The following is a 23780-nucleotide window of genomic DNA, read 5'->3' as shown; positions in this document are numbered from 1 at the left end:
AGTACGACTGTTCGAATGGGAGCGAGTGCGCGGGCGGTGATCATCGGGGGCGGCGTGGTCGGCTGCTCCCTGGCGTACCACCTCGGCCGGGCCGGGTGGCGCGACACCGTGCTGCTGGAGCAGCACGAGCTCATGGACGGCACGACCTGGCACACGGCCGGGTTCGTCACCTCGATGCGCGGCCCGGACGGCCCCGCCTGGCACGCCCGGCTCACCGGATACCTGCCCGCGCTGGCCGCGATGCTGCGCGCCGAGACCGGCCACGACCCCGGCTGGCGGGCCGTCGGCGGGCTGCGGCTCGCGCTCAGCCACCACCACGTCGACGAGCTGCGGCGTCTCGCCCGCCGCGCCGACGAGCTGGGCGTCCCGCTGGAGCTACGCGGGGCGTCGGCCACCATGGGCCTGGCCCCGCGGCTCGACCTCACCGACGTGCAGGCCGCCGCGTGGCTGCCCGGCGAGGGCTTCGTGCGCCCCAAGGACTTCGTCAACGCCCTGGTCGCCGGTGCGGTCTCGCACGGCGTCGAGATCCGCACGGGGGTACGCGTCACCGCCCTCGACACCACCGGCGGCCGGGTGCGCGCCGTGCACACCAGCGACGGCGTCATCGAGACGCCGCTGGTCGTCAACGCGGCCGGCGCCGCTGCGGGCGCGGTGGGCGCACTGGCCGGTGTCGTCGTCCCCGTCGTCCCGATCCTGCACCAGTACGGCGTCAGCGAGGTCCTGCACCCCGCGCTGGACCCGGACACGACCCCCACCTGCCGCATCCCCGAACAGTCGCTCTACCTGCGCGCCGCGAACGGGGCCGCGATCGTCGGGGGCAACCGCCCGGACCCCGTGCCCGCCTGGCCCGCCGGTGACGCCGAGCCCCTCGCCAAAGCCCGGGAGCTCGCCGCGCCCGACGACGCGGCGTTCGCCCCGCTGTGGCAGCTGGCCGGGGACCGCATGCCGGAGCTGCGCCGCGCCAAGCTCCTGAAGATCATGAACGGCGTCGAGGCGTTCACCCCCGACGGCGCTCCCCTCGCGGGCCGCTCGTCCCTGCCCGGCCTGTGGATCGCGGCCGGGTTCGGCCTGCACGGCATGGCCCTGGCCGGCGGCATCGGCCGCCACCTCGCCGAGTGGATCACGTCCGGCACCCCCAGCTGGGAGCTGGACGCCCTCCTCCCCGACCGCTTCGGCCCGCCCGCCGCCAACCGCGACTGGACCACCTCCCGCGCCCTCGACACCCTCCGCCGCTGACCCCCGCCGGCCCCGTCCCGGCCCCTTCCAGTCCTAAACCAGTCCCGTCCCGTCCCGGCCCCGGTCCAGTCCTGGACCAGTCCCGTCCCGTCCCGGCCCCGTCCCAGTCCTGGACCAGTCCCGTCCCGGCCCCGTCCCGGCCCCGTCCCGGTCCAAGATCGGCACTTCGTGTCCAAACCTAAGGCCAGACCGCACCTTTGGACACGAAACCGCGATCTTCACCATCCAGCCACACCGGACACCCGCCGAAGATCGCCACTTCGTGTCGAAACCTGTGGCCAGACCACACTTTCCGACACGAACTCGCGATCATCCTCGGCGGGGCGGGGCGGGGCGGGGTGCGGCGGGGCGGGGCAGAGCGGGGCGGGGCGGCACGGCGCCCGGCACCCGGCGGGGTCAGTCGCCGGCGGGTTTGGCGGCGGGGGTGGCCGGGGCCGCCGCGGGGCCGGTGGTGGCCACGGTGCTGGCGAGTTGCTCCCAGACCATCCCGGTCTGGTGGGCGAGCGCCCCGACCACGGCGGGCACGACCGGCAGCAGCCAGTCGGCGACCCAGCCGCTGTGCGTGAGGTTGAGTACGACGATCGCCGCGACCGCCCCGCCGACGCCGTGCGCGCTCGCCCGCCAGGCGGCGCGTCCGCTGTGGGCGACGGCGGCCCGGCGGGCGGCCTTGTCGCTGAGCTTGGGCCAGCCGGCCAGCGCCTTGGCATCCCGGCGCCCGAAGTTGAAGCCGGACACCGCGAGGGTGACCGAGCATCCGACCACGACGGCCGCGAGGCTGTTGCGGGTCAGCATCATCAGCAGCGCGGCGGTGCCCGCTCCACTGCTGACGGCGACGACGGCGCGGATCCACTCCTGCTTCTCTCCGGGATACCAGTAGTACTTCGTGGTGGTTTCAGAGAGCTGTTTAACGATCCGCCCCATCGGGGTGTTCACCTCGCCGGCCGCAACATCTGGTCAGCACCAATCGTTACGTAACGTAGTTAGCTAGGTGCTCAAAGTCACGAAAATGGTCGTGACTACGGCGCGTCGTGCGTGGCGTGTCAGAACAGGACGGTCGCGAACGTCCCGACCTGGCGGAACCCGAGCCGCTCGTACACGCGCCGAGCCGGCGTGTTGTAGTCGTTGACGTACAGGCTCACCGTCGGTGCGACCCGGCGCAGCGCGTCGCGCACCACCGCCGCCATGCCGGATGTCGCGTAACCCCGGCCACGCCAGGCCGGATCCACCCAGACCCCCTGGACCTGCGCGGTGTGCCGGGTGACGACGGCCAGCTCCGCTTTGAACACCACGGTGCCGTCGACGATGCGGGCGTACGAGCGCCCGGCCTTCACCAACTCCGCCACCCGGCCCCGGTAGCCGCGCCCGCCGTCGTCGCCGCACGGCGACACCCCGACCTCCTCGGTGTACATCGCGACCGAGGCGGGGAAGACGAGGTCCACCTCGTCCGGCCGGACCTGCCGCACGAGCGGGTCGGCGGCCACCGCGGGCGGGTTGTCCACCACCATGAGCGGCTGGTCGCGGCGCACCGTCCGTTCCGGACCCCAGGCTGGCCGCAGCAGCTCCCACAGGCCGAGCACCGCGTCGGCCTCGCCGACCAGCGAGGCGCACACACGCGGCTGCCCGGACACCAGCTCGGCGAAGGCGGCCACGGCGTCGGCCCCGGCCCCCACCGGCGACACCTGCCCGCCGGACCACAGGACGGCCTCGGGATGGCGGCGGTTGCCGTAGCCGTAGAGCCGGCCGTCGGCCCGCCAGCCCAGTCCGCGCAACGCCACCCGCTCGGCCACCTGCGCCGCCGCGATGGGGTACGCCGCCAGGAGGCGTTCCACTGCCGCGCGGTCAGCTTCGGCCAGCTGCCGCACCGGGAGGGTGAGCATGCCCACAGCCTAATGAGATCCGCGCCGCCCGCCACTGCTACCCGGGAAACGCGGCTTGCCGCCGACACGTTGCCGATATATCGTTAACGTATCGCCGACAGCACGGCGATAGTCGACGAGAGCCTCGCGAGCACGCGAGACTCCCCACGAAAGAGGACGAAGATGTTCCGACGACACCACGGACACGGCATGCGTGAGCACGCCCACGGATCCCACGACCACCACGGCCACGACCCCCGGCTGTTCGCCTTCGGGCCGATGCGGCCGCCGTTCGGCCCCGGCGGCTTCGGCCCCGGCGGGCGCGGACACGGCCGCGGTCGCGGGCGGCGCGGCAACACCCGCGCAGCGGTGCTCGGCCTGCTCCTGGAGCGCCCGATGCACGGCTACGAGATGATCTCCGAGCTGGAGACGAGGACCGGCGGCGTCTGGCGCCCGAGCCCCGGCTCGATCTACCCCACGCTCCAGTTGCTGGAGGACGAGGGCCTGATCGTCAGCGAGGAGGCCGACGGCCGCAAGCGGTTCACCCTCACCGAGGCGGGCCGCGCCGAGGCCGACCGCGCCACCGACGCCGGCCACGGCCGCCCCTGGCAGGAGTTCGACGCCGACCACATCGCGCAGGCGCAGGAGTTCCGCGAGGCGGGCTTCGCCGTCATGAGCGCCCTGCGTCAGGTCGCCATGACCGGCACCCCCACCCAGCGCCAGAAAGCCCTGGAAACCCTCCAGGACACCAAGCGCAAGCTCTACGCCATCCTCGCCGAGTGACCCCCACCCACCCCGCCGCCGATCTTGCGCGAACGGTGGGGACGACACGCCCCTACCGCCCAAAAGGGCAACACTTCGCGCAAGATCGACGCGATCTTGGCAACGTGCGCCGAGGGCGCAGACGCGAGCAGGCCCCGTTCCTGAGGAACGGGGCCTGCTCGCTTGAGTCAGCGGGTCAGTGGACCGTGACGACGGGGGCGACGGGCTCGCCATCGCCGAGGACGTCGATGCCGAGGTCGGCGGCGATCTTCATGGCCTCCTCGACCAGGGTCTCGACGATCAGCGACTCGGGCACGGTCTTGATGACCTGGCCCTTGACGAAGATCTGGCCCTTGCCGTTGCCGGACGCGACGCCGAGGTCGGCCTCGCGCGCCTCACCGGGGCCGTTGACGACGCAGCCCATGACGGCGACACGCAGCGGCGCCGGGAAGCCCTCCAGGGCCGCGGTGACCTGCTCGGCGAGGGTGTACACGTCGACCTGGGCGCGACCGCAGGACGGACAGGAGACGATCTCCAGGCCGCGCTCCTTCAGGCCCAGCGCCTCCAGGATCGCCGTACCCACCTTGATCTCCTCGACCGGCGGGGCGGACAGCGACACGCGGATGGTGTCGCCGATGCCCTCGGCCAGCAGCGCGCCGAACGCCACCGACGACTTGACGGTGCCCTGGAACGCCGGGCCCGCCTCGGTCACGCCGAGGTGCAGCGGGTAGTCGCACTGCTGCGCGAGCTGCCGGTACGCCTTGATCATCACGACCGGGTCGTTGTGCTTGACGCTGATCTTGATGTCACGGAAGCCGTGCTCCTCGAACAGCGAGCACTCCCACAGCGCCGACTCGACCAGCGCCTCGGCGGTGGGCTTGCCGTACTTCTCCAGCAGGCGCTTGTCCAGTGAGCCCGCGTTGACGCCGATGCGGATCGGCACACCGGCCGCCGAGGCCGCCGCCGCGATCTCCTTGACCTTGTCGTCGAACTGCCGGATGTTGCCCGGGTTGACCCGGACCGCCGCGCAGCCCGCGTCGATCGCCGCGAAGACGTACTTCGGCTGGAAGTGGATGTCGGCGATCACCGGGATCGGCGACTTGCGGGCGATCGCGGGCAGCGCCTCGACGTCGTCCTGCGAGGGCACCGCCACCCGCACGATCTGGCAGCCGGACGCGGTCAGCTCCGCGATCTGCTGCAGGGTCGAGTTGACGTCCGAGGTCAGCGTCGTCGTCATCGACTGCACGCTGACCGGCGCTCCGCCGCCGACCGGCACGCTGCCGACCATGATCTGCCGGCTCTTCCGCCGCGGCGCGAGCGGCGCGGGAGGGGCCGCCGGCATACCAAGGTTGATCGCAGTCACAGCACACTCACTTGTAGATCGAGATGGGGTTGACGAGGTCCGCGGTGACGGTCAGCAGGGTGAACGCACCGAAGATCAGGATGACCGTGTAGGTCAGCGGCATCAGCTTGAAGTAGTCGACCCGGCCCGGGTCGGGCTTGCGCAGGCGAGCGTAGACCCATGAACGGATCTTCTCGAACCACGCGATGAACAGGTGTCCCCCGTCCAGGGGAAGCAGCGGGAGCAGGTTGAAAATACCCACGAAAAGGTTGAATCCGATGAACAGCGCGGTGAACATGTCCCACGCGCCGCGCTCGACCGCCTCGCCGCCCAGGATGCTGATGCCGACCACGCTGATCGGGGTGTTCGGGTCGCGCTCCGCGCCGCCGATCGCCGAGAAGAGCGCCGGGATGCGCTGCGGGAACTGCTTGAGCGCCTCGAACGTGGCGGTCACCATCGAGCCGGCGTACTTCGCGCTCGCGCCGACCGCGTCGACCGGGCCGTAGGTCACGGTGTACGGGACGGTCGAGGTGAGCCCGACGCCGATCGCGGCGACCTTGCGCACGCTGCCGTCGGTCATCTTGCGCTCGACCTCGGCCGGGCTGATCTGCACCGTCTGCTGGGCGCCGTCGCGCTCCACGGTCATCGAGGCGGTCTGCCCGACGGCCAGCGGGCGGATCTGCTCGATCGCCTCGCCCCAGGTCGCCACCGGCTTGCCGTTGACCGCCACCAGCTTGTCGCCGTTGCGCAGACCCGACTGCGAGGCCGGGCTGGCCGGGTCGTTCGCGGCGCACTCGCGCAGCGGCAGCGTCGTGACCACGCACGGCTGCACCGCGAGCACCGCGGGCTGCGACTCGGGGCCCTTCGGCAGCGCCGGGTTGGGCAGCCCGGAGAAGATCGCCAGCAGCCAGATGGCCACGCCGGCCAGGATGAAGTGCACGACCGAGCCCGCGGACATCACGACCGAGCGCTTCCACACCGGGAAGCGCCACATCGCCTTCGGGTCGTCGGCGTCCTCGTCCTGCGGCGTCATGCCGACGATCTTGACGAAGCCGCCGAGCGGGATGCCCTTCACGCCGTACTCGGTCTCGCCGCGGCGGAACGACCACAGGGTCGGCCCGAAGCCCACGAAGTAGCGGGTCACCCGCATGCCGAAGGCCTTCGCCGTGCCCATGTGGCCGGCCTCGTGCAGGCTGACCGAGATCAGGATCACGAGCGCGAACAGGACGATGCCCAGCACACTCATCAGGCGCTCTTCTCCTTGATCAGTTCGTGGGCGCGCGTGCGCGCCCAGTGCTCCGCGGCGAGCACGTCCTCGACGGTACCTGGTTCGGCATAGTCCGGCGCACCGTCGAGGATCTCCGCCACGGTGTCCACGATCGCCAGGAAGGGCAGCCGCCCCGCTGTGAAAGCCGCCACACACTCCTCGTTCGCGGCGTTGTAGATCGCCGGCCGGCAGCGCCCCGCCCGCCCCGCGGCCTTGGCCAGCTCCACCGCCGGGAACGCCTCGCGGTCCAGCGGGCGCAGCTCCCAGTTGTGCGCCTGCGTCCAGTCCACCGGCTCGGCCGCGTACGGCACCCGGTCCGGCCAGCCCAGCGCCAGCGCGATGGGCAGCCGCATGTCCGGCGGGCTGGCCTGGGCCAGCGTCGAGCCGTCGGTGAACTCGACCAGCGAGTGCAGCACCGACTGCGGGTGCACCATCACCTCGATGTCGTCGTACGCCACCCCGAACAGCTCGTGCGCCTCGATCACCTCGAGACCCTTGTTCACCAGCGTCGCCGAGTTGATCGTGACCACCGGGCCCATGTCCCAGGTCGGGTGCTTGAGCGCCTCCTCGACCGTGACGGCGCCCAGCTCCTCGCGGCGGCGGCCGCGGAACGCGCCGCCGCTCGCGGTCAGGATCAGCCGGCGCACCTCGGCCGGCGAGCCGCCGCGCAGGCACTGCGCCAGCGCCGAGTGCTCGCTGTCCACCGGCACGATCTGCCCCGGCGCGGCCACCGCCCGCACCAGCGGGCCGCCCGCGACCAGCGACTCCTTGTTGGCCAGCGCCAGGATGCGTCCCGCCTTGAGCGCGGCCAGCGTCGGCGCCAGGCCCAGCGAGCCCACCACGCCGTTGAGCACGATGTCCGCGGGCCACTGCGCCAGCTCCGTCATCGCCTGCGGCCCGGCGAGGATCTTCGGCAGCTTGAACTGCCCCGCCGACCAGCCGCGCCGCTGCGCCTCGGCGTAGAACGCCAGCTGCAGGTCCTGCGCGGTGCTGGCCCGGGCCACCCCGACCGCCTCGACCCCCAGCTCCAGCGCCTGCTGCGCCAGCAGCGCCACGTTGCCGCCGCCCGCGCCCAGCGCGACCACCCGGAACCGGTCCGGGTTGCGCCGCACGATGTCGATCGCCTGCGTGCCGATCGATCCGGTGGAGCCGAGCAGAACTATCTCGCGGGGGATCATCGCCTCATTCTCGCCGACCCCCCTGAACGCCCCCTGAGCGGGCTACTCGTCGAGCAGATCCGCCGGCAGGCAGTTTCAGGGAAACTGCACGAATCGCGGCGGTAGTTCGTGCAGTTTCCCTGAAAGTGCACCCTCAGCCGGGCTTGGTGATCACGTAGTGCTCGGCGTCGAGGTCGTACCAGCGGGTGGTGCGGCCCACCCGGGTCATGCCGAGGCGGCGCATCACCGCCAGCGACGCGGCGTTGTCGGGGCGGGCGATGGCGTGGATCTCGGTGAGCCCGAGCGCCCAGCCGTGGTCGAGCACGGCGCGCGCCGCCTCGGTGGCGTACCCGTGGCCCCAGCAGTCCGGATGGAGGTGCCAGCCGATCTCGATCTCGCCCCGGCCCGGCCCGGCGGACGGCGTCGGCATCTCCTTGAGCAGCACCGACCCGGCGACCACGCCGGTGGCACGCACCTCCACGGCCCACACGCCGTAGCCGGGGTGTGCCGCGTAGTACTCGCGGCGCCGGTCCATCAGCAGTGGCGACTGCTCCCGGTTGACCAGCGGGGTGGCCGCGCCGAGCCAGCGCGTCACCTCCTCGCGCCGGTAGGTGTCGTAGTTGCGGTCCAGGTCGGCGGGGCTGTCCGTCCACTCCCGCACCAGCAGGCGGGCCGTCTCCAGGCGCATCGTTCAGACCTCCAGGGGTGGTGGCATCAGACCACCGCCGGTGGCGGCAGGTCGGCGGGGCGGCCCACACGGTCGGCGTACCGGTCGACCACCACCGCGATGGCCGCGTCGTCCACGTCGGTGATCAGCGCCCGCGGCACCCGGATCAGGCCGACCCCGGTCGCGCTGAAGATCCAGTCATCGCGGGTACGCCGCACCGGCGCCAGCCCGGACCACCGGTAGAAATGCTCCGAACTCGCCGACAGCAGGCGCACGCCCTGCGCGTCGATGCGCACGGTGAGCGGGGTGTACCAGACGTCGGGCGTGTTCCGCAGCCAGAGCCATCCGGTCAGCGCGACGCGCACGGCCGCCACGGCGCCGACGAGCGCGATCCACACCCCGCCGTAGGGAAACGTGCCGCCCTGCCGCAACGCCGTGTTGATCATCCAGGCCGCGAGGGCGAGGCTGACGATCGCGGCGACGCCGTAGCAGAGGTTGGACAGCGCCCGTTCCTGCCAGGCGACCCGGCGGAACGCGGCGCGGTCCCACATCCAGGTCACCTCGACGAGGTCCGCACTGTGGATCTGCATCCGGGCAGTATTCCGACCGCCCACCGGCCGGTCAACGGCACAAAACGTGCCTCAGCCGCGGAACGGGCCGCTGACCTCGTAGGTGATGCCGCCGGAGCCGGAGCGGGCGCCGGAGTGGCCCCGCTGGGAGGAGAAGTAGAGGCGGTCGCCCGCAGGGTTGAAGGCCGGTCCGGTGATCTCGGAGGCGTCCTGGCCGGGCAGCCGCAGGAACGGGGCGACCGCGCCGTCGCCGGTGATCACGTTGAGCTCCATGTTGCCGCCGTCCTCCGCGACGAACAGGTCGGTGTTGCGGGGCGCGCCGGTGATGTTGTCGACGCCGCTCAGCGTGCCGCCGGACGCCGCGTCGTAGGCCAGGCCGAGCGCCGAGGCGGCCGCGTCGTACGCCCACACCCGGTCGTCGCCCTTGGTGGTGAAGTAGCAGACGCCGCTCTCGTACCAGCAGCCCTCGCCGCCGTCGAAGTGCAGCGCGGCGGGCACCTGCCACCGGGTGGGCACCCCGGCGCCGTCCCGGCTCGGCACGTCCTGCCAGGTCACCGGCCCGGATGTGGTGCCCGGCGGGGCGCACAGCACCTGGAGCCGCCCGCGCTCCAGATCGCCCCACGTCTCCGGCAGGAAGCGGTAGAGGCAGCCGTCCTCCTCGTCCTCGGTCAGGTAGACGGCGCGCCGCTCCGGATCGCACGCGGCGGCCTCGTGCTTGAACCGGCCCATCGCCAGGCGGACCTCCGCCGGCCGCCGCCCCCGCGGGTCGGTCTCGAAGACCCGGCCGTGGGTCACCTCCTCGCAGGACAGCCAGGTCTGCCAGGGCGTCGCCCCGCCCGCGCAGTTCACGTGGGTCCGAGCCAGGATGCGGTACGCCGACACGACCGACCCGTCCGCCGCGAACCGCACCGCCGACGCGCCGCCGCCCAGCGGGATCTCCGAGTTCGACACGTAGATCCAGCCCGCCCCGTCGGCGAAGCACGCGCCGCCGTCGGGCGCCCGGTGCCAGGTGTATCCGGTGCCCGCGACCGGCTGCCCGGACCGGGCCACGATCCGGCTGGTGAAGCCGTCCGGCAGCGCGACGCCGTTCGCGTCGGCCGGGCGCAGCGCGCCATAGGGAGCGGCTACCGGCAGCGCCGTGACCGCGAACGCCCGCTGCCACAGCACGCCGGACAGCGCCGCCGCGCCCGCGCCGGCCAGCCCGGCCCGCAGCAGCTCGCGACGGCGCATCCTGCCTCCCGTGCGCTCAGGACCGGAACGGCCCGGTCACCTCGTACGTGATGCCGCCGGACGACGAGCCGGAGGTGCCCCGCTGCGAGGAGAAGTAGAAGCGGTTCCCGGCCGGGTTGAACGCCGGGCCGGTGATCTCCGAGGAGCTCTGCCCCGTGATGCGCAGGAACGGCGCGATCACGTCGTCCGGCGTGATGACGCAGATCTCCATGTTGCCCCCGTCCTCGGCGACGTAGAGGTCGCCGCTGGTGGCGCTGCCGGTGATGTTGTCGACCCCGGTCAGCGGCGCCGTGCCGCTCACCAGCGAGTCGTCGTACGCCAGCTCGATGAACGCGGTGGCCGTGTGGTAGGCCCAGACTCGATTGTCGCCCTTGGTGGTGAAGTAGACGATGCCGTTGTCGAACCAGCAGCCCTCACCGCCGTTGAACCGCTTCACGCCGCTGACCTGGTTGCGGGTCGCGGTCGGCGAGCCGTCCGGGTCCGGCACGTTCGCCCAGGTGAGCGTCACCGCGGTGCCCGAGCCGCCCTTGGCCACCTGCAGCGTGCCGCTGGCCAGGTTGCCCCAGGTGTTCGGGATGAACCGGTAGAAGCAGCCGTCGGACTGGTCCTCGGTCAGGTAGATGATCCGGTTGACCGGGTCGCAGGCGGCCGCCTCGTGCTTGAACCGGCCCATCGCGGGCCGGGCCACCGCCGCGTTCACGCCCCACGGGTCGGTCTCCCAGACCCGCCCGGTGCTCGTCTCCTCGCAGGACAGCCACGTGTTCCAGGGGGTGTGCCCGCCGGCGCAGTTCGTCGAGGTGCCGGACAGGATGCGGTACGCCCCCGTCACCGTCCCGCCGGAGTTGAACCGCACCGCCGACGCGCCACCCGCGGACACCTCCGAGTTCGACACGTAGATCCAGCCCGAGCCGTCGGCGAAGCAGGCGCCCCCGTCGGGCGCGCTGTGCCAGGTGTAGGAGGTGCCGGGCACGGTCTGGCCGGTACGGGCGATCACCCGGCTGGTGAAGCCGGACGGCAGCATGATCCCGTTCGCGTCGGCGGCCTGCAGCGCGCCGTACGGCCCCGGACCCGGCTGCGCCGGTGCGGCGAACGCCTCCTTCCACAGCGCGCCCGAGAAGGCGGCGGCCGCCCCGCCCACGACTCCGGCCCGCAGCAGGTTGCGACGATCCACGGTAGACCTCCACACATGTCGATGTCTTGAGTGACATCGAGCACGCTAGGGGTCGTGGACGTCATCCGGCCCGCGCTCACATGAACGCTCTGTGTACCAACGGTTTCCACCCCGGAGCCGCTCACCGCGAAGATCGCGATCTCGTGTCCAAAGGTGGGCTTCAAGCGCACTTTTCGACACGAGACCGCGATCTTGGCCGGCGCCCCGCCCCCCGCGAGGCGCCGGTGGTCAGGGTCAGGCCTCCTTGAGGCCGTAGCGGCGGTAGACCAGGCGGAGCGGGCCGGGCGCCCACCAGTTCCACCGGCCCAGCAGGCGCATCGTGGCGGGCACCAGCACCGCCCGGACCAGCGCGGCGTCGATGGCGACCGCGACGACCATGCCGATGCCGAGCACCTTGATGGTGGTCGCGCCGCCGGTGGCGAACCCGCCCAGCACCACGATCAGCAGCAGCGCCGCCGCGGTGATGATCCCGCCGGTGCGCTGCAGGCCCGACGCGACGGCCTGGGTGTTGTCCCCGGTCGCGTCCCACTCCTCGCGCACCCGGGACAGCAGGAACACCTCGTAGTCGGTGGCCAGCCCGAACAGCACGGCCAGCATCAGCACCATGTTCCCCGGCTCCAGGAACCCGGTGACCGTGAAGCCGAGCCACTCCGACAGGTGCCCGTCCTGGAAGATCCAGACGACCACCCCGAACGACGCCCCGATCGAGATCACGTTCATCGCGATCGCCTTGAGCGGCAGCACCACCGACCCGAAGGCCAGGAACAGCAGCAGGAACGTGCTGACCGCGACCATGCCGAGCATCCACGGCAGCCGCGAGCCGAGCGACTCCAGCTGGTCCTGGTCGGCCGCGGTGCGCCCACCGACCAGCACCTCCGCCCCCGCGGGCGCGGGCAGCTCCCGGATCCGGTCGACGATGTCGCGAGCGCTCTCGTCGGCGGGCTCACCGGGGTAGGACGCCGAGATCAGCGTCGCCTGCCCCCGCTGCGCGGTGATCGCGGCGTCCGTGACTCCCGCGACGGCCTTGACCCGGGCCAGCATGTCCTCGGCGCCGGACCCGACGACCAGCACGCTGATCGGCGCGGCGCTGCCACCCGGGAACTCGGCGGCGATGCGCTCGGTGACGGTGCGCGACTCGGTGCCCGCGGGCAGCACCCGCTCGTCGAACCCGCCGAACTTCGCGCCCAGGAACGGCGTCGCCATGAGCGCCAGGAACGCGGCCACGGCCAGCGCGTACACCACCGGGCGGCGCATGACGCTGCGGGCGATGCGGGCCCAGCCGCCCTCACCCGCCGCCTTCGGCGAGAAGATCTTCGGCAGCGGTACGCGCAGCGCGTTGACCTTCGGCCCGAGCACCGCGAGCAGGGCGGGCAGCGCCGTGAGCGCGGCGAGCATGGCGACCAGCACGGCGGCCATGCCGCCCCAGGCCATGGACTTGAGGAAGTCCATCGGGAAGATCAGCAGGCTGGCCAGCGCGAGCGCCACGGTCAGCCCGGAGACGAGCACGGTGCGCCCGGCCGTGGCCAGCGTGTGCGCGACCGCCTCGGCCGGCGTGCGCCCGGCGGCCAGCTCCTCGCGGAAGCGGCTGACCACGAACAGCGCGTAGTCGATGGCCATGCCCAGGCCGAGCATCGTGATGATGTTGACGGCGAACACCGACACGTCGGTGACCTGCGCGATGAGGCGCACCGCGATGAACGCCCCGAGCACCGCGAGGATGCCGACGAACAGCGGCGTGGCCGCCGCGACCAGCCCCCGGAAGATGAAGACCAGCAGCACCAGCAGGATCGGCAGGCTGATCAGCTCGGCCTTGGTGATGTCGTCGCTGATCTGCGTGTTGGCGTCGTCGAGGAACGGCATCAGCCCGCCGACCTCGGTCTCCAGCCCTGCGGCGGCCAGCTCGGGCCGCAGTGCGGCCAGGTCGGCGAGCTTGCTGTTCTCGTCCCCGTCGCGCAGTTGGATCGCCAGGTAGGTGGCGTGCCCGTCGGCGGAGGCGAAGCGCGGCGGCACCCCGGGGGTGTACGCGCCGACGACGCTGGTCACCTCGGGCCGCCCGGACAGCTCCGTCGCGACGGCGGTGACCGCGTCCCGGAACGCGGGCTGGTCGTAGGTCAGGCTGTCCGAGGAGTACAGCGCCAGGATGTCGACGTCCTGCCGCCCGAGCTGGGCGGTGATCTCCCGGTGTGCCCGGCTGCTCGGGCTGCCCGGGTCGTCGAACCCGCCGCTGATCAGGTCGTTGAAGACGCCGCCACCCCACGTCGCCCCGATGACCACGACCGCCGCCGCGACGGCCAGCACCAGCCAGCGCAATCGGACCACGGCCCGCCCCCACCACGCGAACATCAGTTTCCCTTCCGGAACCCGTATGATGTTTACAGCACTCATTTGAGTGAACGGTGTTTACTTTCGAGGACATCGTTCACCGCCGTCAAGGGGGCTCGATGTCGGACACCTCACACCGCCGTGAGCGGCTGCGCGAGCGCACCGTGGCCGAGATCAAGGAGCTGGCCCGGACCCAGCTGGTCGCGGGCGGCCCGGCGAGCGTCTCGCTGCGCGCCATCGCCCGCGACATGGGCATGACCGCCGCGGCGCTCTACCGCTACTTCCCCGCGCTGGACGCGCTGGTGATCGAGCTGTGCACGGACCTGTTCGACGAGGTCCGGATCGCGTGCGAGGCCGCCCGCGACGCGCTGGACCCGGCCGCCGACCCGGTGGAGCGGCTCGTCGTCATGGCCCGCGCGCTGCGGGGCTGGGCGCTGGCGCACCGCCCCGAGGCCACGCTGATCTTCGGCCCGCCGATGCCCGGCGTGGAGCAGTTCCACGAGCAGTGCAAGGACCTGGAGCACGCCGGGGCCTGCTTCGGCGCGATCTTCATCCAGCCGATGGTGGAGCTGTGGGAGGCCGGGCGGCTGCCGGAGGCCGCGCAGGTCGACCTGGACCGGCTCGCCGGGGCGCTGCCCGCGCAGGGCGAGCTGCCGATCGAGGTGACCGCGGTGTTCCTGACCTCCTGGACCAGGCTCTACGGGGTGATGGCGGCGGAGCTGTTCGGCCAGCTGAGCTGGGCCGCCACCGACACCGAACCGCTGTTCGAAGCGGAGCTCGCGTTCTTCGCGTCCCAGGTCAGACCGGTCGGCGCCGTTGATTGACTGATCGGCGGCTCAGGACGGTAGGCTCGCCCGCTATGACGCCCGACACATCCGCTCCCCAGCTGCCCGACCGTGCCCGCGTGGTGGTCGTCGGCGGCGGCATCATCGGCACCTCCATCGCGTACCACCTGGCGCACATGGGTTGCCAAGACGTGGTGCTGCTGGAGCGCGACCGGCTCACCTCCGGCACCACCTGGCACGCCGCCGGGCTGATGGTCACCTTCGGCTCGCTCTCAGAGACCTCGACCGAGCTGCGCAAGTACACCCGCGACCTGTACGCGCGGCTGGAGGCCGAGACGGGCCTGGCCACCGGCCTGAAGCAGGTCGGCTTCGTGCAGGTGGCCACCGACGCCGACCGGCTGGAGGAGTACCGTCGCGTCGCCGCGTTCAACCGGCTGTGCGGCATCGACGTGCACGAGGTCTCCCCCGCCGAGGTCAAGGGCCTGTTCCCGCTCGCGCACACGGACGACGTGCTGGCGGGCTTCTACGTGGCCGAGGACGGCCGTGCCAACCCCGTCGACGTCACCATGTCGCTGGCCAAGGGCGCCCGCATGCAGGGCGTACGCGTCATCGAGGGCGTCCCCGCGACCGGCTTCCTGCGCCAGGGCAACACCGTCACCGGCGTGCGCACGCCGTACGGCGACATCGAGGCCGAGTTCGTGGTCAACTGCGCCGGCATGTGGGCCCGGCAGCTCGGCGAGAAGGCGGGCGTGAGCATCCCGCTGCAGGCCGCCGAGCACTACTACCTGATCACCGAGCCGATCGACGGCATGCACGGCGACCTGCCGGTGCTCGAGGACCCGTCGTCGTACGGATACTTCCGCGAGGAGGGCGCCGGGCTCATGATCGGCCTGTTCGAGGCGATCTGCGCGCCATGGAAGGTGGACGGGATCCCTGACTCGTTCTCCTTCGGCGAGCTGCCCCCGGACTGGGACCGCATGGCGCCGTACCTGGAGAAGGCCATGGCGCGTATCCCGATCTCCACCGAGGTCGGCGTGCGCAAGTTCTTCTGCGGACCGGAGAGCTTCACCCCGGACCTCGCGCCGATCGTCGGCGAGGCGCCCGAGCTGAAGAACTACTTCGTCGCGGCCGGCCTGAACTCGATCGGCATCCTGACCGGCGGCGGCATCGGCCGCGCCATGGCGCACTGGATCCTGAACGGCCGCCCGGACATCGACGTCACCGGCATGAACATCGACCGGCTGCACGGCTACCAGAGCAACCCCGCCTACCGGGCCACCCGCACCGTCGAGTCGCTGGGCATGGTCTACGCCCCGCACTACCCGGGCAAGTCGATGGAGACCGCGCGCGGCGCGAAGCTGTCCCCGCTACACGAGCGGCTGGCCGCGCAGCGCGCCTACTTCAAGGACGTCAGCGGCTGGGAGAGCCCCGACTGGTACGCCCCCGAGGGGCAGGAGCCGAAGGTCGAGCAGCTGTCCTGGGGACGGCAGAACTGGTTCGGCGACTGGGCGCAGGAGCACCGGGCCGCCCGCGAGGGCGTGATCCTCATGGACATGTCGTTCATGGCGAAGTTCCTGGTCCAGGGGCGTGACGCCGGGACGGCGCTGGAGCGGCTGAGCGCCAACCGGGTGAACTGCGACACCGGCGTGATCACGTACACCCAGTGGCTGAACGAGGGCGGCACGCTGGAGGCCGACCTGACCGTCACCAAGCTGGCCGAGGACCGGTTCTGGGTGGTCGCGTCCGACACCGCGCACCGGCACGTGGAGACGCGCATGCGCCGCCACTTCGAGGAAACGGGCGCGCACGCCTTCGCCACCGACGTGACCGGGGCGTACGCCCAGATCAACATCCAGGGTCCACGCTCGCGCGAGCTGCTCGCGGCGGTGACGACCGCGGACGTCTCGAACGAGGCGTTCCCGTTCCGCGCCGCGCGTGACATCGACCTCGGGTTCGCCCGCGCGCTGTGCATCCGGATCACGTACCTCGGCGAGCTGGGGTACGAGCTGTACGTCCCGGCCGAGCAGGCGGTGCACGCGTACGACCGGCTGGCCGAGGCCGGGCGGCCGCTCGGGCTGCGCCACGTGGGGCTCAAGGCGCTGTCCAGCCTGCGTATGGAGAAGGGCTACCGCGACTACGGCCACGACATCGACAACACCGACTCGGTGCTGGAGGCGGGTCTCGGCTTCGCGGTCGCGCTGGACAAACCCGGCGGCTTCATCGGCCGCGACGCGGTCCTTGCGAAGAAGGCCGCGGGCCCGCTGCGCCGCCGACTGCTCCAGATCCTGGTCACCGACCCGGAGCCGCTGATGTTCCACGCCGAGGTGGTCCGCCGCGACGGCGTGCCCGTGGGCTACATCCGCGCCGCCTCCTACGGCCACACCCTGGGCGGCGCCGTCGGCCTCGCGATGATCGACGCCGGCGACCAGCCCCTCGACCAGGCCTGGATCGACGCGGGCAGCTGGACGGTCGAGATCGCCGACCGCACCTACCCGGCGCTGGCCTCCCTGCGCCCCCTCTACGACCCCGGGAACGACCGCATCCGCGGGTAGCCCGCCGCTCGCAACAGACGTCGGCCTGCCCGGATGTCGGAGTCATCCGGACAGGCCGACGTCGTTCACGAGGCGGCCCCCTCGACGCGCCTCGCGCGGGTGCCGGGCGGGATCCGGGGGTCGGGACCCCGCCGGGCACGTCAGGTGCGGCTAGAAGTTACCGGTGTAGAGCAGCCGGTTCGGCGAGCCGCTGCCGGGCGAGCCGACCACGCCCGTGGTCGCGTTGGCGATGAGCGCCGACTGCACCTGGGCGGGGGTGGCGGCCGGATTGTTCTGCAGGTAGAGCGCGACCGCACCGGCCACGTGCGGGGTCGCCATCGAGGTCCCGCTGATGGTGTTCGTGGCGGTGTCGCCGGTGAACCACGACGACGTGATGCTCACGCCGGGCGCGAAGATGTCGACGCACGTGCCCCGGTTGGCCCAGGAGACCTTGCTGTCGTTGCTCTGCGTCGCCGAGACGGTGATCGCCTCGGGCACCCGGGCGGGCGAGTAGTTGCAGGCGTTGGCGGCGAAGATGCCCAGGATGCCGTTGCCGGCCGCGATGGCGTACGTGACGCCGTCGGCGATGGACGCCTTGACCGCGTTGTCGAGCACCGTGTCGGCGCCGCCGCCGAGGCTCATGTTGGCGACCGCGGGCTCGCCGGGGTCGTGGTCGGCGGTGACCCAGTCGATGCCCGCGACGACCTGCTCGGTGGTGCCGCTGCCCTGGGCGTCCAGCACCCGTACGCCGACCAGCGTCACGCCCTTGGCCACGCCGTACGTGGTGCCGCCGACGGTGCCCGCGACGTGGGTGCCGTGCCCGTTGGCGTCGTCGGCCGTGCCGCCGTCGATGGCGTCGAAGCCGGACACGGCCCGCCCGCCGAACTCGCTGTGCGCGAAACGGATGCCGGTGTCGATGATGTACGCCCGCACCGACGAGGCGGTGTTCGAGTACGTGTACGAGTTGCTCAGGGGCAGATTGCGCTGGTCGATGCGGTCGATGCCCCAGGTGGCCGGCGACTGCGTGGCGCTGATCCGGTGCACCATGTTCGGCTGCACGTACGCCACCGCGGGGTCGGCGGCGATGCGGCGCGCGGACAGGGCGCTGCCGGTGAACGAGAAGCCCTTGAGCCCGGCCCGGAAGGTCTTGCGCAGGCCTGCGCCGTGCCGGTCGGTGAGCGACTTCGCCTGGGAGACGTCGGCGCCGGGCTTGAGCACGACGACGTAGCTGTCGGCGACCACCTCGCCGCTGACGGGCAGCACGGGCGCCTCCGGGGGCGCGGCCGCGGCGGCTGCGGGCAGCGCGGTGGCGCCGGCCAGCACCACCGCGACGCTCAGCACGAACGTGCGGGCACGTTTCATGACGGTTCCTCCCCTGGTCAGGCCGGCGGCCCGTCGCTCGTGGCTCGTCACAGGGCGCGCCGGAACTGTTTTGGAGGAACGTATACGTGGAATATGAATATTTGAAGACTTCTCTTTTTTGAGGTCTTCCTATTCACTGGGAAGGTTGGAGACCCTTCCGCAGCCCGTGCTTCCCCCGAGAACCCGCTTTGACCTGCACAAATGCCAACGGCGCCGGGTCGCCGGGGTGACGGCGGAGCCCGGCCGCGGCGCGGTCAGCGCGCCGCCGCCCGCCGCTTCAGCCACCGCGCGAACCGGCGGCGCAGCACGTCGTGGAGATAGAACAGCGGCACGGTCGCCACGGTGAAGCCGGTGACGAACTCGGCCTCGCTCAGCGCCAGCGGCTTGATCAACAATGCGCCCACCGTCGCGTTCACGAGGAACAGCGGCCCGCATACGGCCGCGGCCAGCCACCCGGCGGTGGTCTGGCCCCGCCGCTCCAGCCGGTAGCGGCCCCGGCTCCGCCGGAACTGCTCGACACGGCGCTCGTCCAGGGCGAGCACCCCCTGGCCCGCCAGGAACAGCGTCTCGACCTGGCGTTGCCGCCACTGCCGCCGAACCCGCAGGGGGCCCGTGTGCAGACCGCCCGGCCAGCCGAACCCGCCGATCAGCTCCGCCTCCTGACGCCGCAGGCCAGCCCGCGCGGGCCGGCGACCCGAGCGGCGGACCGCGCGACGGTACGCGACGAGAGCCGCGAGCGAGGAACGCCAGGACCGGCGGCCGGACTCCAGCGTGCGCAGCGCGGCGAGCATCGCGGGCGGTTCGGCCAGCGGCCCGTGCAGGGCGGCCAGCAGCGCCATGGTGTCGTGGTAGCCGAACGGCGCGTACGCGCTGACGCAGCGCTTCAGGGCCAGCAGGCGGGCCGGTGGCGGCAGCGACTCGTCGCGCACCCGGCGCGCCTCCGCGGGAAAGGCCATCGCGGGAGCGTAGTCGAGCACCGCCCGGCGCCGCTCCCGCGTTTCGCGGCTAGGCCGCCGGCTGCGACGCGGGCTCTCCCGCACGCTCGGAGCGGATCTCGTGGCCGACGCTGGTCAGGCAGCGGCCGGTCTCCAGGTTCCACTTCCAGCCGTGCAGCTGGCAGGTGAGCTGGTTGCCCTCGACGATGCCGAAGCGGGTCAGGTCCGCCTTCAGGTGCGGGCAGCGGCGCTGGAACGAGAAGCCGCCCACGGTGATGTCCTCGGCGTCCGGCCGCTGCGACTCGTACCAGCCCTCGGCGTACTGCAGGCGCTCCTCGGACAGGCACTTGAAGAACGCGTACACGAACTCGTTGTACTGCCCGATGCGGGCCGCGGAGAAGCGGCAGGACAGGAACAGCGAGTTGACCCAGTCGCCCTCGTCGATGAAAAGCAGGTGCTCGATCAGGCGGCGCTCGGTCCGGAACCGGTAGCGCACCTTCTCGTCGGCGGCGATCCGGACCTCCTTGCCCGGGAAGTCCACCAGGATCGACTCGATGACGTCGCCCTCCGGGCTGGTCAGGTCGAAACGGACCGGGCCGCCCACGCCCTGCGCCAGCCGCACCGACTCGTCCAGCAGCGGCTCGATGCGCGCCTTCATGCCGGCCAGCACGTCGATCTCCGGGTGCGACCAGGAGGCCTTCTCCGCCTCGATGACCACCCGCTGGCGCTCCTGGTACGCCTTGAGGTGCTCCTCCTTGTTCGCGAAGAACTCCTCGAGGTCGGCCACCGGGTGCGTGGTCTCGCACGAATCGGCCGTCAGCTCGGAGACCGAGCCGGGCAGCAGCACCACGCCGTTGGTGCCGCCGACCTTGGCGTACTCCTTCACGAACTCCGACTGGTCGGGGAAGATGTTGCCCTCGTCGCCGAAGATGTCGTTGAACTGCCACAGCTCGTCGTCGAGGAAGCACGGCGGGCCCGCGATCGGGAAGACCCAGCTCGCCTTCAGATCGTCGATGTAGCGCCAGGTGCGGTCGAACTGCCGCTCGCGCTTCTGCTTGCCGAACGCGGTCTTGGCCGACTCGGGCAGCTCGTAGACCATCGGATACCAGATGGCCCCGGAGAACTGCAGCATGTGCGCGTGCACGTGGCCCAGCTCGGCGAAGCGCATCAGGTCGGTCGGGCGGGCGTCGTTCTGGTTCAGCACGCGCACGCCGTCGTGCTCGACCCACAGCGACGAGTCGCCGATGGGGCCGTCGGTGGGCGAGATCAGCGCCTGGATCATGACCTTCAGGCCGCCGTCCAGCTCGTGCACCTCGTCCGAGACGGTCTTGAAGAAGCGGGTGAAGCCCAGGTCCCGCAGCTCGTCCTCCAGCTGCGAGGTCGGGAACTCCGGCAGCAGCACGGTCGCCTTCTTGGAGACGTACCGCTTCAGGAGGGCCGCGTCGAAGTGGTCCCGGTGCAGGTGCGAGACGTAGAGGTAGTCGACGTCGCCGAGGGCATCCCAGTCCAGCTGTGAGTTGTCCGGGAAGGGGAACCACGAGGCGAAGTACGCCGGATTCACCCACGGGTCGCAGAGGATGGAACCCGCCGCCGTGTCGATCCGCATGCTGGCGTGTCCCGTACCGGTGATCCGCACTGCCCGTTTCCCTTCTCGCCGCCGTCCGCCGACAACTGGAACGCTACCCGAGAGCCCCGGCGGGCCGTTTCACCGCCACCGGGCCGTGACATGCCGGACTCCCCCGAAGCGGTCGATCACGCCATGCCAGACTGTATTGCCACCACCGCGACGCGGCGCCGGCAGGCGCTGTCCGCCGGGGCCCCGCACGTCGAGAGAGAAGGACCAGACCGTGGCCGCAGAAGAGCCGGTAACCTCGCCCGACCAGCACACTCCCACGCCGGTGAAGGCCGCCCGGGTGGCCGGGGTCGTGGTGATCGTCATGCTGCTGCTGATGCTGTTCGGCAACCACGAGGGCAACGTCGAGACCCTCTGGCTGATCGGCGTCGCCGCGACGCTCGCCGCCATCCTGATCATCGACGTGGTGCTGCGCCGCAACGGCCTGCGCGACTGACCGCACGTCAAACGGCCCCGGCCACGCCTCTCAGGGCGCGGCCGGGGCCGTTCGCGTGAGCTGGGGAACCCATGGCGGGGCTGGGTCACGTCGCGCTGCGGCTGGAAGGAAGATCGCTGTCTCGTGTCAAGATCCGCGGTTTGAGTGCAGATCTTGACACGAAACGCCGATCAAGCCTTCCAGCGTCAGCCCGGCTGGCTCAGCGCCGCCCGACGATCTCGCGGAGGTCGCGCAGGGCCTGCTCGACCTCGGCCTCGTAGTAGCCGCCGGGGACCAGGTTGAGCCGGCCCGGGTCGAGTTCGCTGTCGTTGACCGGGCCGCCGCTGCGGCCGGCCAGCGAGCTGAGCGCGGTCTCGAACAGCCGGTCCACCTGCTGCGGGTCGTAACCGCTGCCGAAGCGCCGCAGCTGGAACGTGCGCCGCAGCTGGTCCACCCGGGCCAGCTCGCCCGTGTAGGCGGGACCGGACGGCACGGACGGCGCCGCGGGGGGCGGCGGCGGAGGCGGACCGTACCCGCCGCCGCCGTAGGAGGACACCGCCGGAGCCGGGGGCACCGCGTTGAACGTGTTCGTGGCGTCGGCGTCGTACCCGCCGCGCGGCGGCGTGTCGCGGTACACCGGCTGCTGCGCGGTCACCGAACCGAAGCCGCTGCTCGGCCCGTACGGGTCGACGCGGGGCGGCTCCGGCATGCGCGGCGGCTCGTTGCGCGGCGGCTGCGGCTGCATGCGGATCTCGCTGGTCATGTCGGCCCGGCCCTGGCCGCCGCCGAAGCCGTCGAAGCTGCTCTGCGGGCCGGGCACCATGCCCTGCCCGGCGAACTGGGGCTGCTGCTCCTCGTAGCGCGGCTCGAAGCGCGGCAGGGCGCCGGTCGGCGCGCTGGCGGCGGGCGTGCGGGTGGGCAGCGGAGGCGGCGGCGGGCCCATCCGGTCCGGCATCGGCGCGGGCGCGGGCGGCGCGGGCGGCGGCGGGCTCATGCTGGCGCGCAGCTCGGCGCCGCGGCCGGGCGCGGCCGGGCGCTCCTCCAGCTCGGCGAGCTGGCGCTCCACCCGGTCGAGGTGCAGGTCGACCTGCCACTCGTCGTAACCGCCGAAGCGCACCCGGAAGACGACGTCCCGGACCTCTTGCGAACGCACGTCAGGACCGGCCGGGGAACCGTTGAGGGTCGCCTCCACCCGGTCCAGGAACGTGTCGACCTCGTCGACCTTGTAGCCCCGGCGCATCGCACGCCGGCGGAACCGCTGACCATGCGAGCTCACGCCGTTACCTCCATGCCGTTGCCGACTCCGCGCTGCGCTCGGCGTCGGCATGAGTCAACCGTGTCCATGATTCGCTCGCTGTGCTCGCTCATGCCTCAACCTCGCTAGCAGCCAACTGCCCACACGCGCCGTCAATCTCACGGCCCCGGGTGTCACGCACCGTAGTGGCGACTCCGGCCGCGCGCAACCTCCGCACGAACTCCCGCTCCACCGGCTTGGGACTGGCGTCCCACTTGCTGCCCGGTGTCGGGTTGAGCGGGATGAGATTGACGTGCGCCAGCCGCCCCGACAGCAGGCGACCCAGCAGGTCGGCCCGCCACGGCTGATCGTTCACGTCCCTGATCATGGCGTACTCGATGCTGACCCGGCGACCGGTGCGGGCGGCGTACGCCCACGCGGCATCGAGCACTTCGGCAACCTTCCACCGCTGATTCACCGGCACGAGTTCATCGCGAAGGTCATCATCGGGCGCGTGCAGCGAGAGCGCAAGGGTCACCGAGAGGTCTTCCTCGGCCAGCTTCCGCATCGCCGGAACGAGCCCCACGGTGGACACCGTGATGTGGCGCTGGGACAGGCCGAGGCCCTCCGGCGCGGGACTGGTCAGCCGGCGTACGGCGTCGATGACGCGGTTGTAGTTGGCCAGCGGCTCGCCCATGCCCATGAAGACCACGTGGCTCAGCCGGCGCGGCGCGCCGCCCATCACCCCGGACGCGGCGACCCCGGCCAGGTAGACCACCTGATCGACGATCTCGGCGGTGGACAGGTTGCGGGTCAGGCCCGCCTGGCCGGTGGCGCAGAACGGGCAGGCCATGCCGCACCCCGCCTGGCTGGAGATGCAGACGGTGACCCGGTCGGCATACCCCATCAGCACGCTCTCGACCAGGGACCCGTCGTGCAGCCGCCAGAGCGCCTTGCGCGTGTCGCCGCCGTCGCAGGCCAGCTCGCGCACGGGGGTCAGCAGCCGGGGCAGCAGCGTGCCGGTGAGGCGCTCACGCGCGGCGGCCGGGATGTCGGTCATCCCGGCCGGGTCGCGCTCCAGGCGCCCGAAGTAGTGCGTCGACAGCTGGCCGGCGCGGAAGGCCTGCTCGCCGAGCTCGGACACGGCTGCGCGCCGCCCCGCCAGATCCAGGTCGGCGAGGTGGCGCGGCGGCATGGATGCCCGGCGCGCAGTCGCACCGTCACCATCGGTAACGGAAATCAAGGGAAGGCTCGTCATGACCGCTCCAGTGTCCCACGTCCGGTCACCGGCGCCAGCCCCCCAGGG

The 23780-nt window shown here is 71.9% G+C and carries 20 protein-coding genes; 5 read left to right on the top strand and 15 right to left on the bottom strand.

Annotated elements, in window-relative coordinates:
* Window positions 1-15: 15 nt before the first annotated feature.
* Complete coding sequence (locus CS0771_RS12070; protein WP_212841058.1) at window positions 16-1236, top strand: FAD-binding oxidoreductase; 1221 nt, start codon at window positions 16-18, stop codon at window positions 1234-1236.
* A 396-nt stretch (window positions 1237-1632) separates the two neighbouring features.
* On the opposite strand, the gene CS0771_RS12065 is transcribed toward CS0771_RS12070, so the two are convergent.
* Both CS0771_RS12065 and CS0771_RS12060 read right to left on the bottom strand, forming a co-directional pair.
* Entirely contained in the window at window positions 1633-2157 is a 525-nt protein-coding gene (locus CS0771_RS12065; RefSeq protein WP_212841057.1) for a hypothetical protein, read from the bottom strand.
* A gap of 119 nt (window positions 2158-2276) precedes the next feature.
* Complete coding sequence (locus CS0771_RS12060; RefSeq protein ID WP_212841056.1) at window positions 2277-3113, bottom strand: DUF4081 domain-containing GNAT family N-acetyltransferase; 837 nt, start codon at window positions 3111-3113, stop codon at window positions 2277-2279.
* 189 nt (window positions 3114-3302) lie between these two features.
* Here CS0771_RS12060 and CS0771_RS12055 point away from each other — a divergent pair, with 189 nt between their 5' ends.
* The gene (locus CS0771_RS12055) at window positions 3303-3875 is read left to right on the top strand and encodes a PadR family transcriptional regulator (protein WP_212841055.1); all 573 of its coding nucleotides are present in this window, start codon (window positions 3303-3305) and stop codon (window positions 3873-3875) included.
* Between the two features lie 175 nt (window positions 3876-4050).
* On the opposite strand, the gene ispG is transcribed toward CS0771_RS12055, so the two are convergent.
* From ispG to CS0771_RS12015, 8 genes are all read right to left on the bottom strand, one after another.
* Complete coding sequence (ispG, locus tag CS0771_RS12050; RefSeq protein WP_212841054.1) at window positions 4051-5217, bottom strand: flavodoxin-dependent (E)-4-hydroxy-3-methylbut-2-enyl-diphosphate synthase; 1167 nt, start codon at window positions 5215-5217, stop codon at window positions 4051-4053.
* A 7-nt stretch (window positions 5218-5224) separates the two neighbouring features.
* Window positions 5225-6445 (bottom strand): RIP metalloprotease, encoded by a 1221-nt coding sequence (locus tag CS0771_RS12045; RefSeq protein ID WP_212845783.1) that lies wholly within the window; start codon window positions 6443-6445, stop codon window positions 5225-5227.
* Window positions 6442-7641: a 1-deoxy-D-xylulose-5-phosphate reductoisomerase gene (dxr, locus tag CS0771_RS12040; protein WP_212841053.1), complete on the bottom strand. Its 1200-nt coding sequence runs from the start codon at window positions 7639-7641 to the stop codon at window positions 6442-6444. Before dxr ends, CS0771_RS12045 begins: the two co-directional genes overlap by 4 nt.
* Window positions 7642-7774: 133 nt before the next feature.
* Window positions 7775-8308, bottom strand: coding sequence for a GNAT family N-acetyltransferase (locus CS0771_RS12035; protein ID WP_212841052.1), 534 nt, complete (start codon window positions 8306-8308; stop codon window positions 7775-7777).
* Between the two features lie 26 nt (window positions 8309-8334).
* Entirely contained in the window at window positions 8335-8877 is a 543-nt protein-coding gene (locus tag CS0771_RS12030) for a hypothetical protein (protein WP_212841051.1), read from the bottom strand.
* Between the two features lie 51 nt (window positions 8878-8928).
* Complete coding sequence (locus CS0771_RS12025) at window positions 8929-10086, bottom strand: alkaline phosphatase PhoX (protein WP_212841050.1); 1158 nt, start codon at window positions 10084-10086, stop codon at window positions 8929-8931.
* 16 nt (window positions 10087-10102) lie between these two features.
* Window positions 10103-11257 (bottom strand): alkaline phosphatase PhoX, encoded by a 1155-nt coding sequence (locus CS0771_RS12020; protein WP_212841049.1) that lies wholly within the window; start codon window positions 11255-11257, stop codon window positions 10103-10105.
* A 234-nt stretch (window positions 11258-11491) separates the two neighbouring features.
* On the bottom strand, window positions 11492-13600 hold the full coding sequence (locus CS0771_RS12015; RefSeq protein ID WP_212841048.1) for an MMPL family transporter: 2109 nt from the start codon (window positions 13598-13600) through the stop codon (window positions 11492-11494).
* A gap of 98 nt (window positions 13601-13698) precedes the next feature.
* Here CS0771_RS12015 and CS0771_RS12010 point away from each other — a divergent pair, with 98 nt between their 5' ends.
* On the top strand, window positions 13699-14403 hold the full coding sequence (locus tag CS0771_RS12010; RefSeq protein WP_212841047.1) for a TetR/AcrR family transcriptional regulator: 705 nt from the start codon (window positions 13699-13701) through the stop codon (window positions 14401-14403).
* 35 nt (window positions 14404-14438) lie between these two features.
* A complete protein-coding gene (locus CS0771_RS12005) occupies window positions 14439-16916 on the top strand; it encodes an FAD-dependent oxidoreductase (RefSeq protein WP_212841046.1) in 2478 nt (825 codons plus the stop codon).
* 150 nt (window positions 16917-17066) lie between these two features.
* Here the strand turns inward: CS0771_RS12005 and CS0771_RS12000 are convergent, their stop codons facing one another.
* The 3 genes from CS0771_RS12000 to CS0771_RS11990 all read right to left on the bottom strand — a co-directional run bounded on the left by CS0771_RS12000 (window position 17067) and on the right by CS0771_RS11990 (window position 20822).
* Window positions 17067-18257, bottom strand: a complete 1191-nt coding sequence (locus tag CS0771_RS12000; RefSeq protein ID WP_212841045.1) for a S8 family peptidase — start codon at window positions 18255-18257, stop codon at window positions 17067-17069.
* 254 nt (window positions 18258-18511) lie between these two features.
* Window positions 18512-19213, bottom strand: a complete 702-nt coding sequence (locus tag CS0771_RS11995; RefSeq protein ID WP_212841044.1) for a hypothetical protein — start codon at window positions 19211-19213, stop codon at window positions 18512-18514.
* Between the two features lie 49 nt (window positions 19214-19262).
* The gene (locus CS0771_RS11990) at window positions 19263-20822 is read right to left on the bottom strand and encodes a Rieske 2Fe-2S domain-containing protein (protein ID WP_212845782.1); all 1560 of its coding nucleotides are present in this window, start codon (window positions 20820-20822) and stop codon (window positions 19263-19265) included.
* A gap of 217 nt (window positions 20823-21039) precedes the next feature.
* Here CS0771_RS11990 and CS0771_RS38685 point away from each other — a divergent pair, with 217 nt between their 5' ends.
* Complete coding sequence (locus CS0771_RS38685; RefSeq protein ID WP_239126253.1) at window positions 21040-21261, top strand: DUF2631 domain-containing protein; 222 nt, start codon at window positions 21040-21042, stop codon at window positions 21259-21261.
* Window positions 21262-21460: 199 nt separating this feature from the next.
* On the opposite strand, the gene CS0771_RS11980 is transcribed toward CS0771_RS38685, so the two are convergent.
* Together CS0771_RS11980 and rlmN are read right to left on the bottom strand one after the other, a co-directional pair.
* Window positions 21461-22516 (bottom strand): DivIVA domain-containing protein, encoded by a 1056-nt coding sequence (locus CS0771_RS11980; protein ID WP_212841043.1) that lies wholly within the window; start codon window positions 22514-22516, stop codon window positions 21461-21463.
* An 88-nt stretch (window positions 22517-22604) separates the two neighbouring features.
* Window positions 22605-23732, bottom strand: a complete 1128-nt coding sequence (rlmN, locus tag CS0771_RS11975) for a 23S rRNA (adenine(2503)-C(2))-methyltransferase RlmN (protein WP_212841042.1) — start codon at window positions 23730-23732, stop codon at window positions 22605-22607.
* Between the last annotated feature and the right edge of the window lie 48 nt (window positions 23733-23780).

Origin of the sequence: Catellatospora sp. IY07-71 (genome assembly GCF_018326265.1) — a bacterium.
Classification (GTDB): domain Bacteria; phylum Actinomycetota; class Actinomycetes; order Mycobacteriales; family Micromonosporaceae; genus Catellatospora.
Note: the sequence above shows the minus strand (reverse complement) of the source record. Positions and strands in the feature narration are given on the sequence as shown.

Bases quoted from the DNA above. Each gene is read 5' to 3' on its own strand.
- CS0771_RS12070 (WP_212841058.1), top strand. From the start codon at position 16: ATGGGAGCGAGTGCGCGGGCGGTGATCATCGGGGGCGGCGTGGTCGGC.
- CS0771_RS12015 (WP_212841048.1), bottom strand. From the start codon at position 13,600: ATGTTCGCGTGGTGGGGGCGGGCCGTGGTCCGATTGCGCTGGCTGGTG.
- CS0771_RS12030 (WP_212841051.1), bottom strand. From the start codon at position 8,877: ATGCAGATCCACAGTGCGGACCTCGTCGAGGTGACCTGGATGTGGGAC.
- CS0771_RS12055 (WP_212841055.1), top strand. From the start codon at position 3,303: ATGCGTGAGCACGCCCACGGATCCCACGACCACCACGGCCACGACCCC.
- rlmN (WP_212841042.1), bottom strand. From the start codon at position 23,732: ATGACGAGCCTTCCCTTGATTTCCGTTACCGATGGTGACGGTGCGACT.
- CS0771_RS12065 (WP_212841057.1), bottom strand. From the start codon at position 2,157: ATGGGGCGGATCGTTAAACAGCTCTCTGAAACCACCACGAAGTACTAC.
- CS0771_RS11995 (WP_212841044.1), bottom strand. From the start codon at position 19,213: ATGGCCTTTCCCGCGGAGGCGCGCCGGGTGCGCGACGAGTCGCTGCCG.
- CS0771_RS12060 (WP_212841056.1), bottom strand. From the start codon at position 3,113: ATGCTCACCCTCCCGGTGCGGCAGCTGGCCGAAGCTGACCGCGCGGCA.
- CS0771_RS12010 (WP_212841047.1), top strand. From the start codon at position 13,699: ATGTCGGACACCTCACACCGCCGTGAGCGGCTGCGCGAGCGCACCGTG.
- CS0771_RS12025 (WP_212841050.1), bottom strand. From the start codon at position 10,086: ATGCGCCGTCGCGAGCTGCTGCGGGCCGGGCTGGCCGGCGCGGGCGCG.
- CS0771_RS12005 (WP_212841046.1), top strand. From the start codon at position 14,439: ATGACGCCCGACACATCCGCTCCCCAGCTGCCCGACCGTGCCCGCGTG.
- dxr (WP_212841053.1), bottom strand. From the start codon at position 7,641: ATGATCCCCCGCGAGATAGTTCTGCTCGGCTCCACCGGATCGATCGGC.
- CS0771_RS12000 (WP_212841045.1), bottom strand. From the start codon at position 18,257: ATGAAACGTGCCCGCACGTTCGTGCTGAGCGTCGCGGTGGTGCTGGCC.
- CS0771_RS12035 (WP_212841052.1), bottom strand. From the start codon at position 8,308: ATGCGCCTGGAGACGGCCCGCCTGCTGGTGCGGGAGTGGACGGACAGC.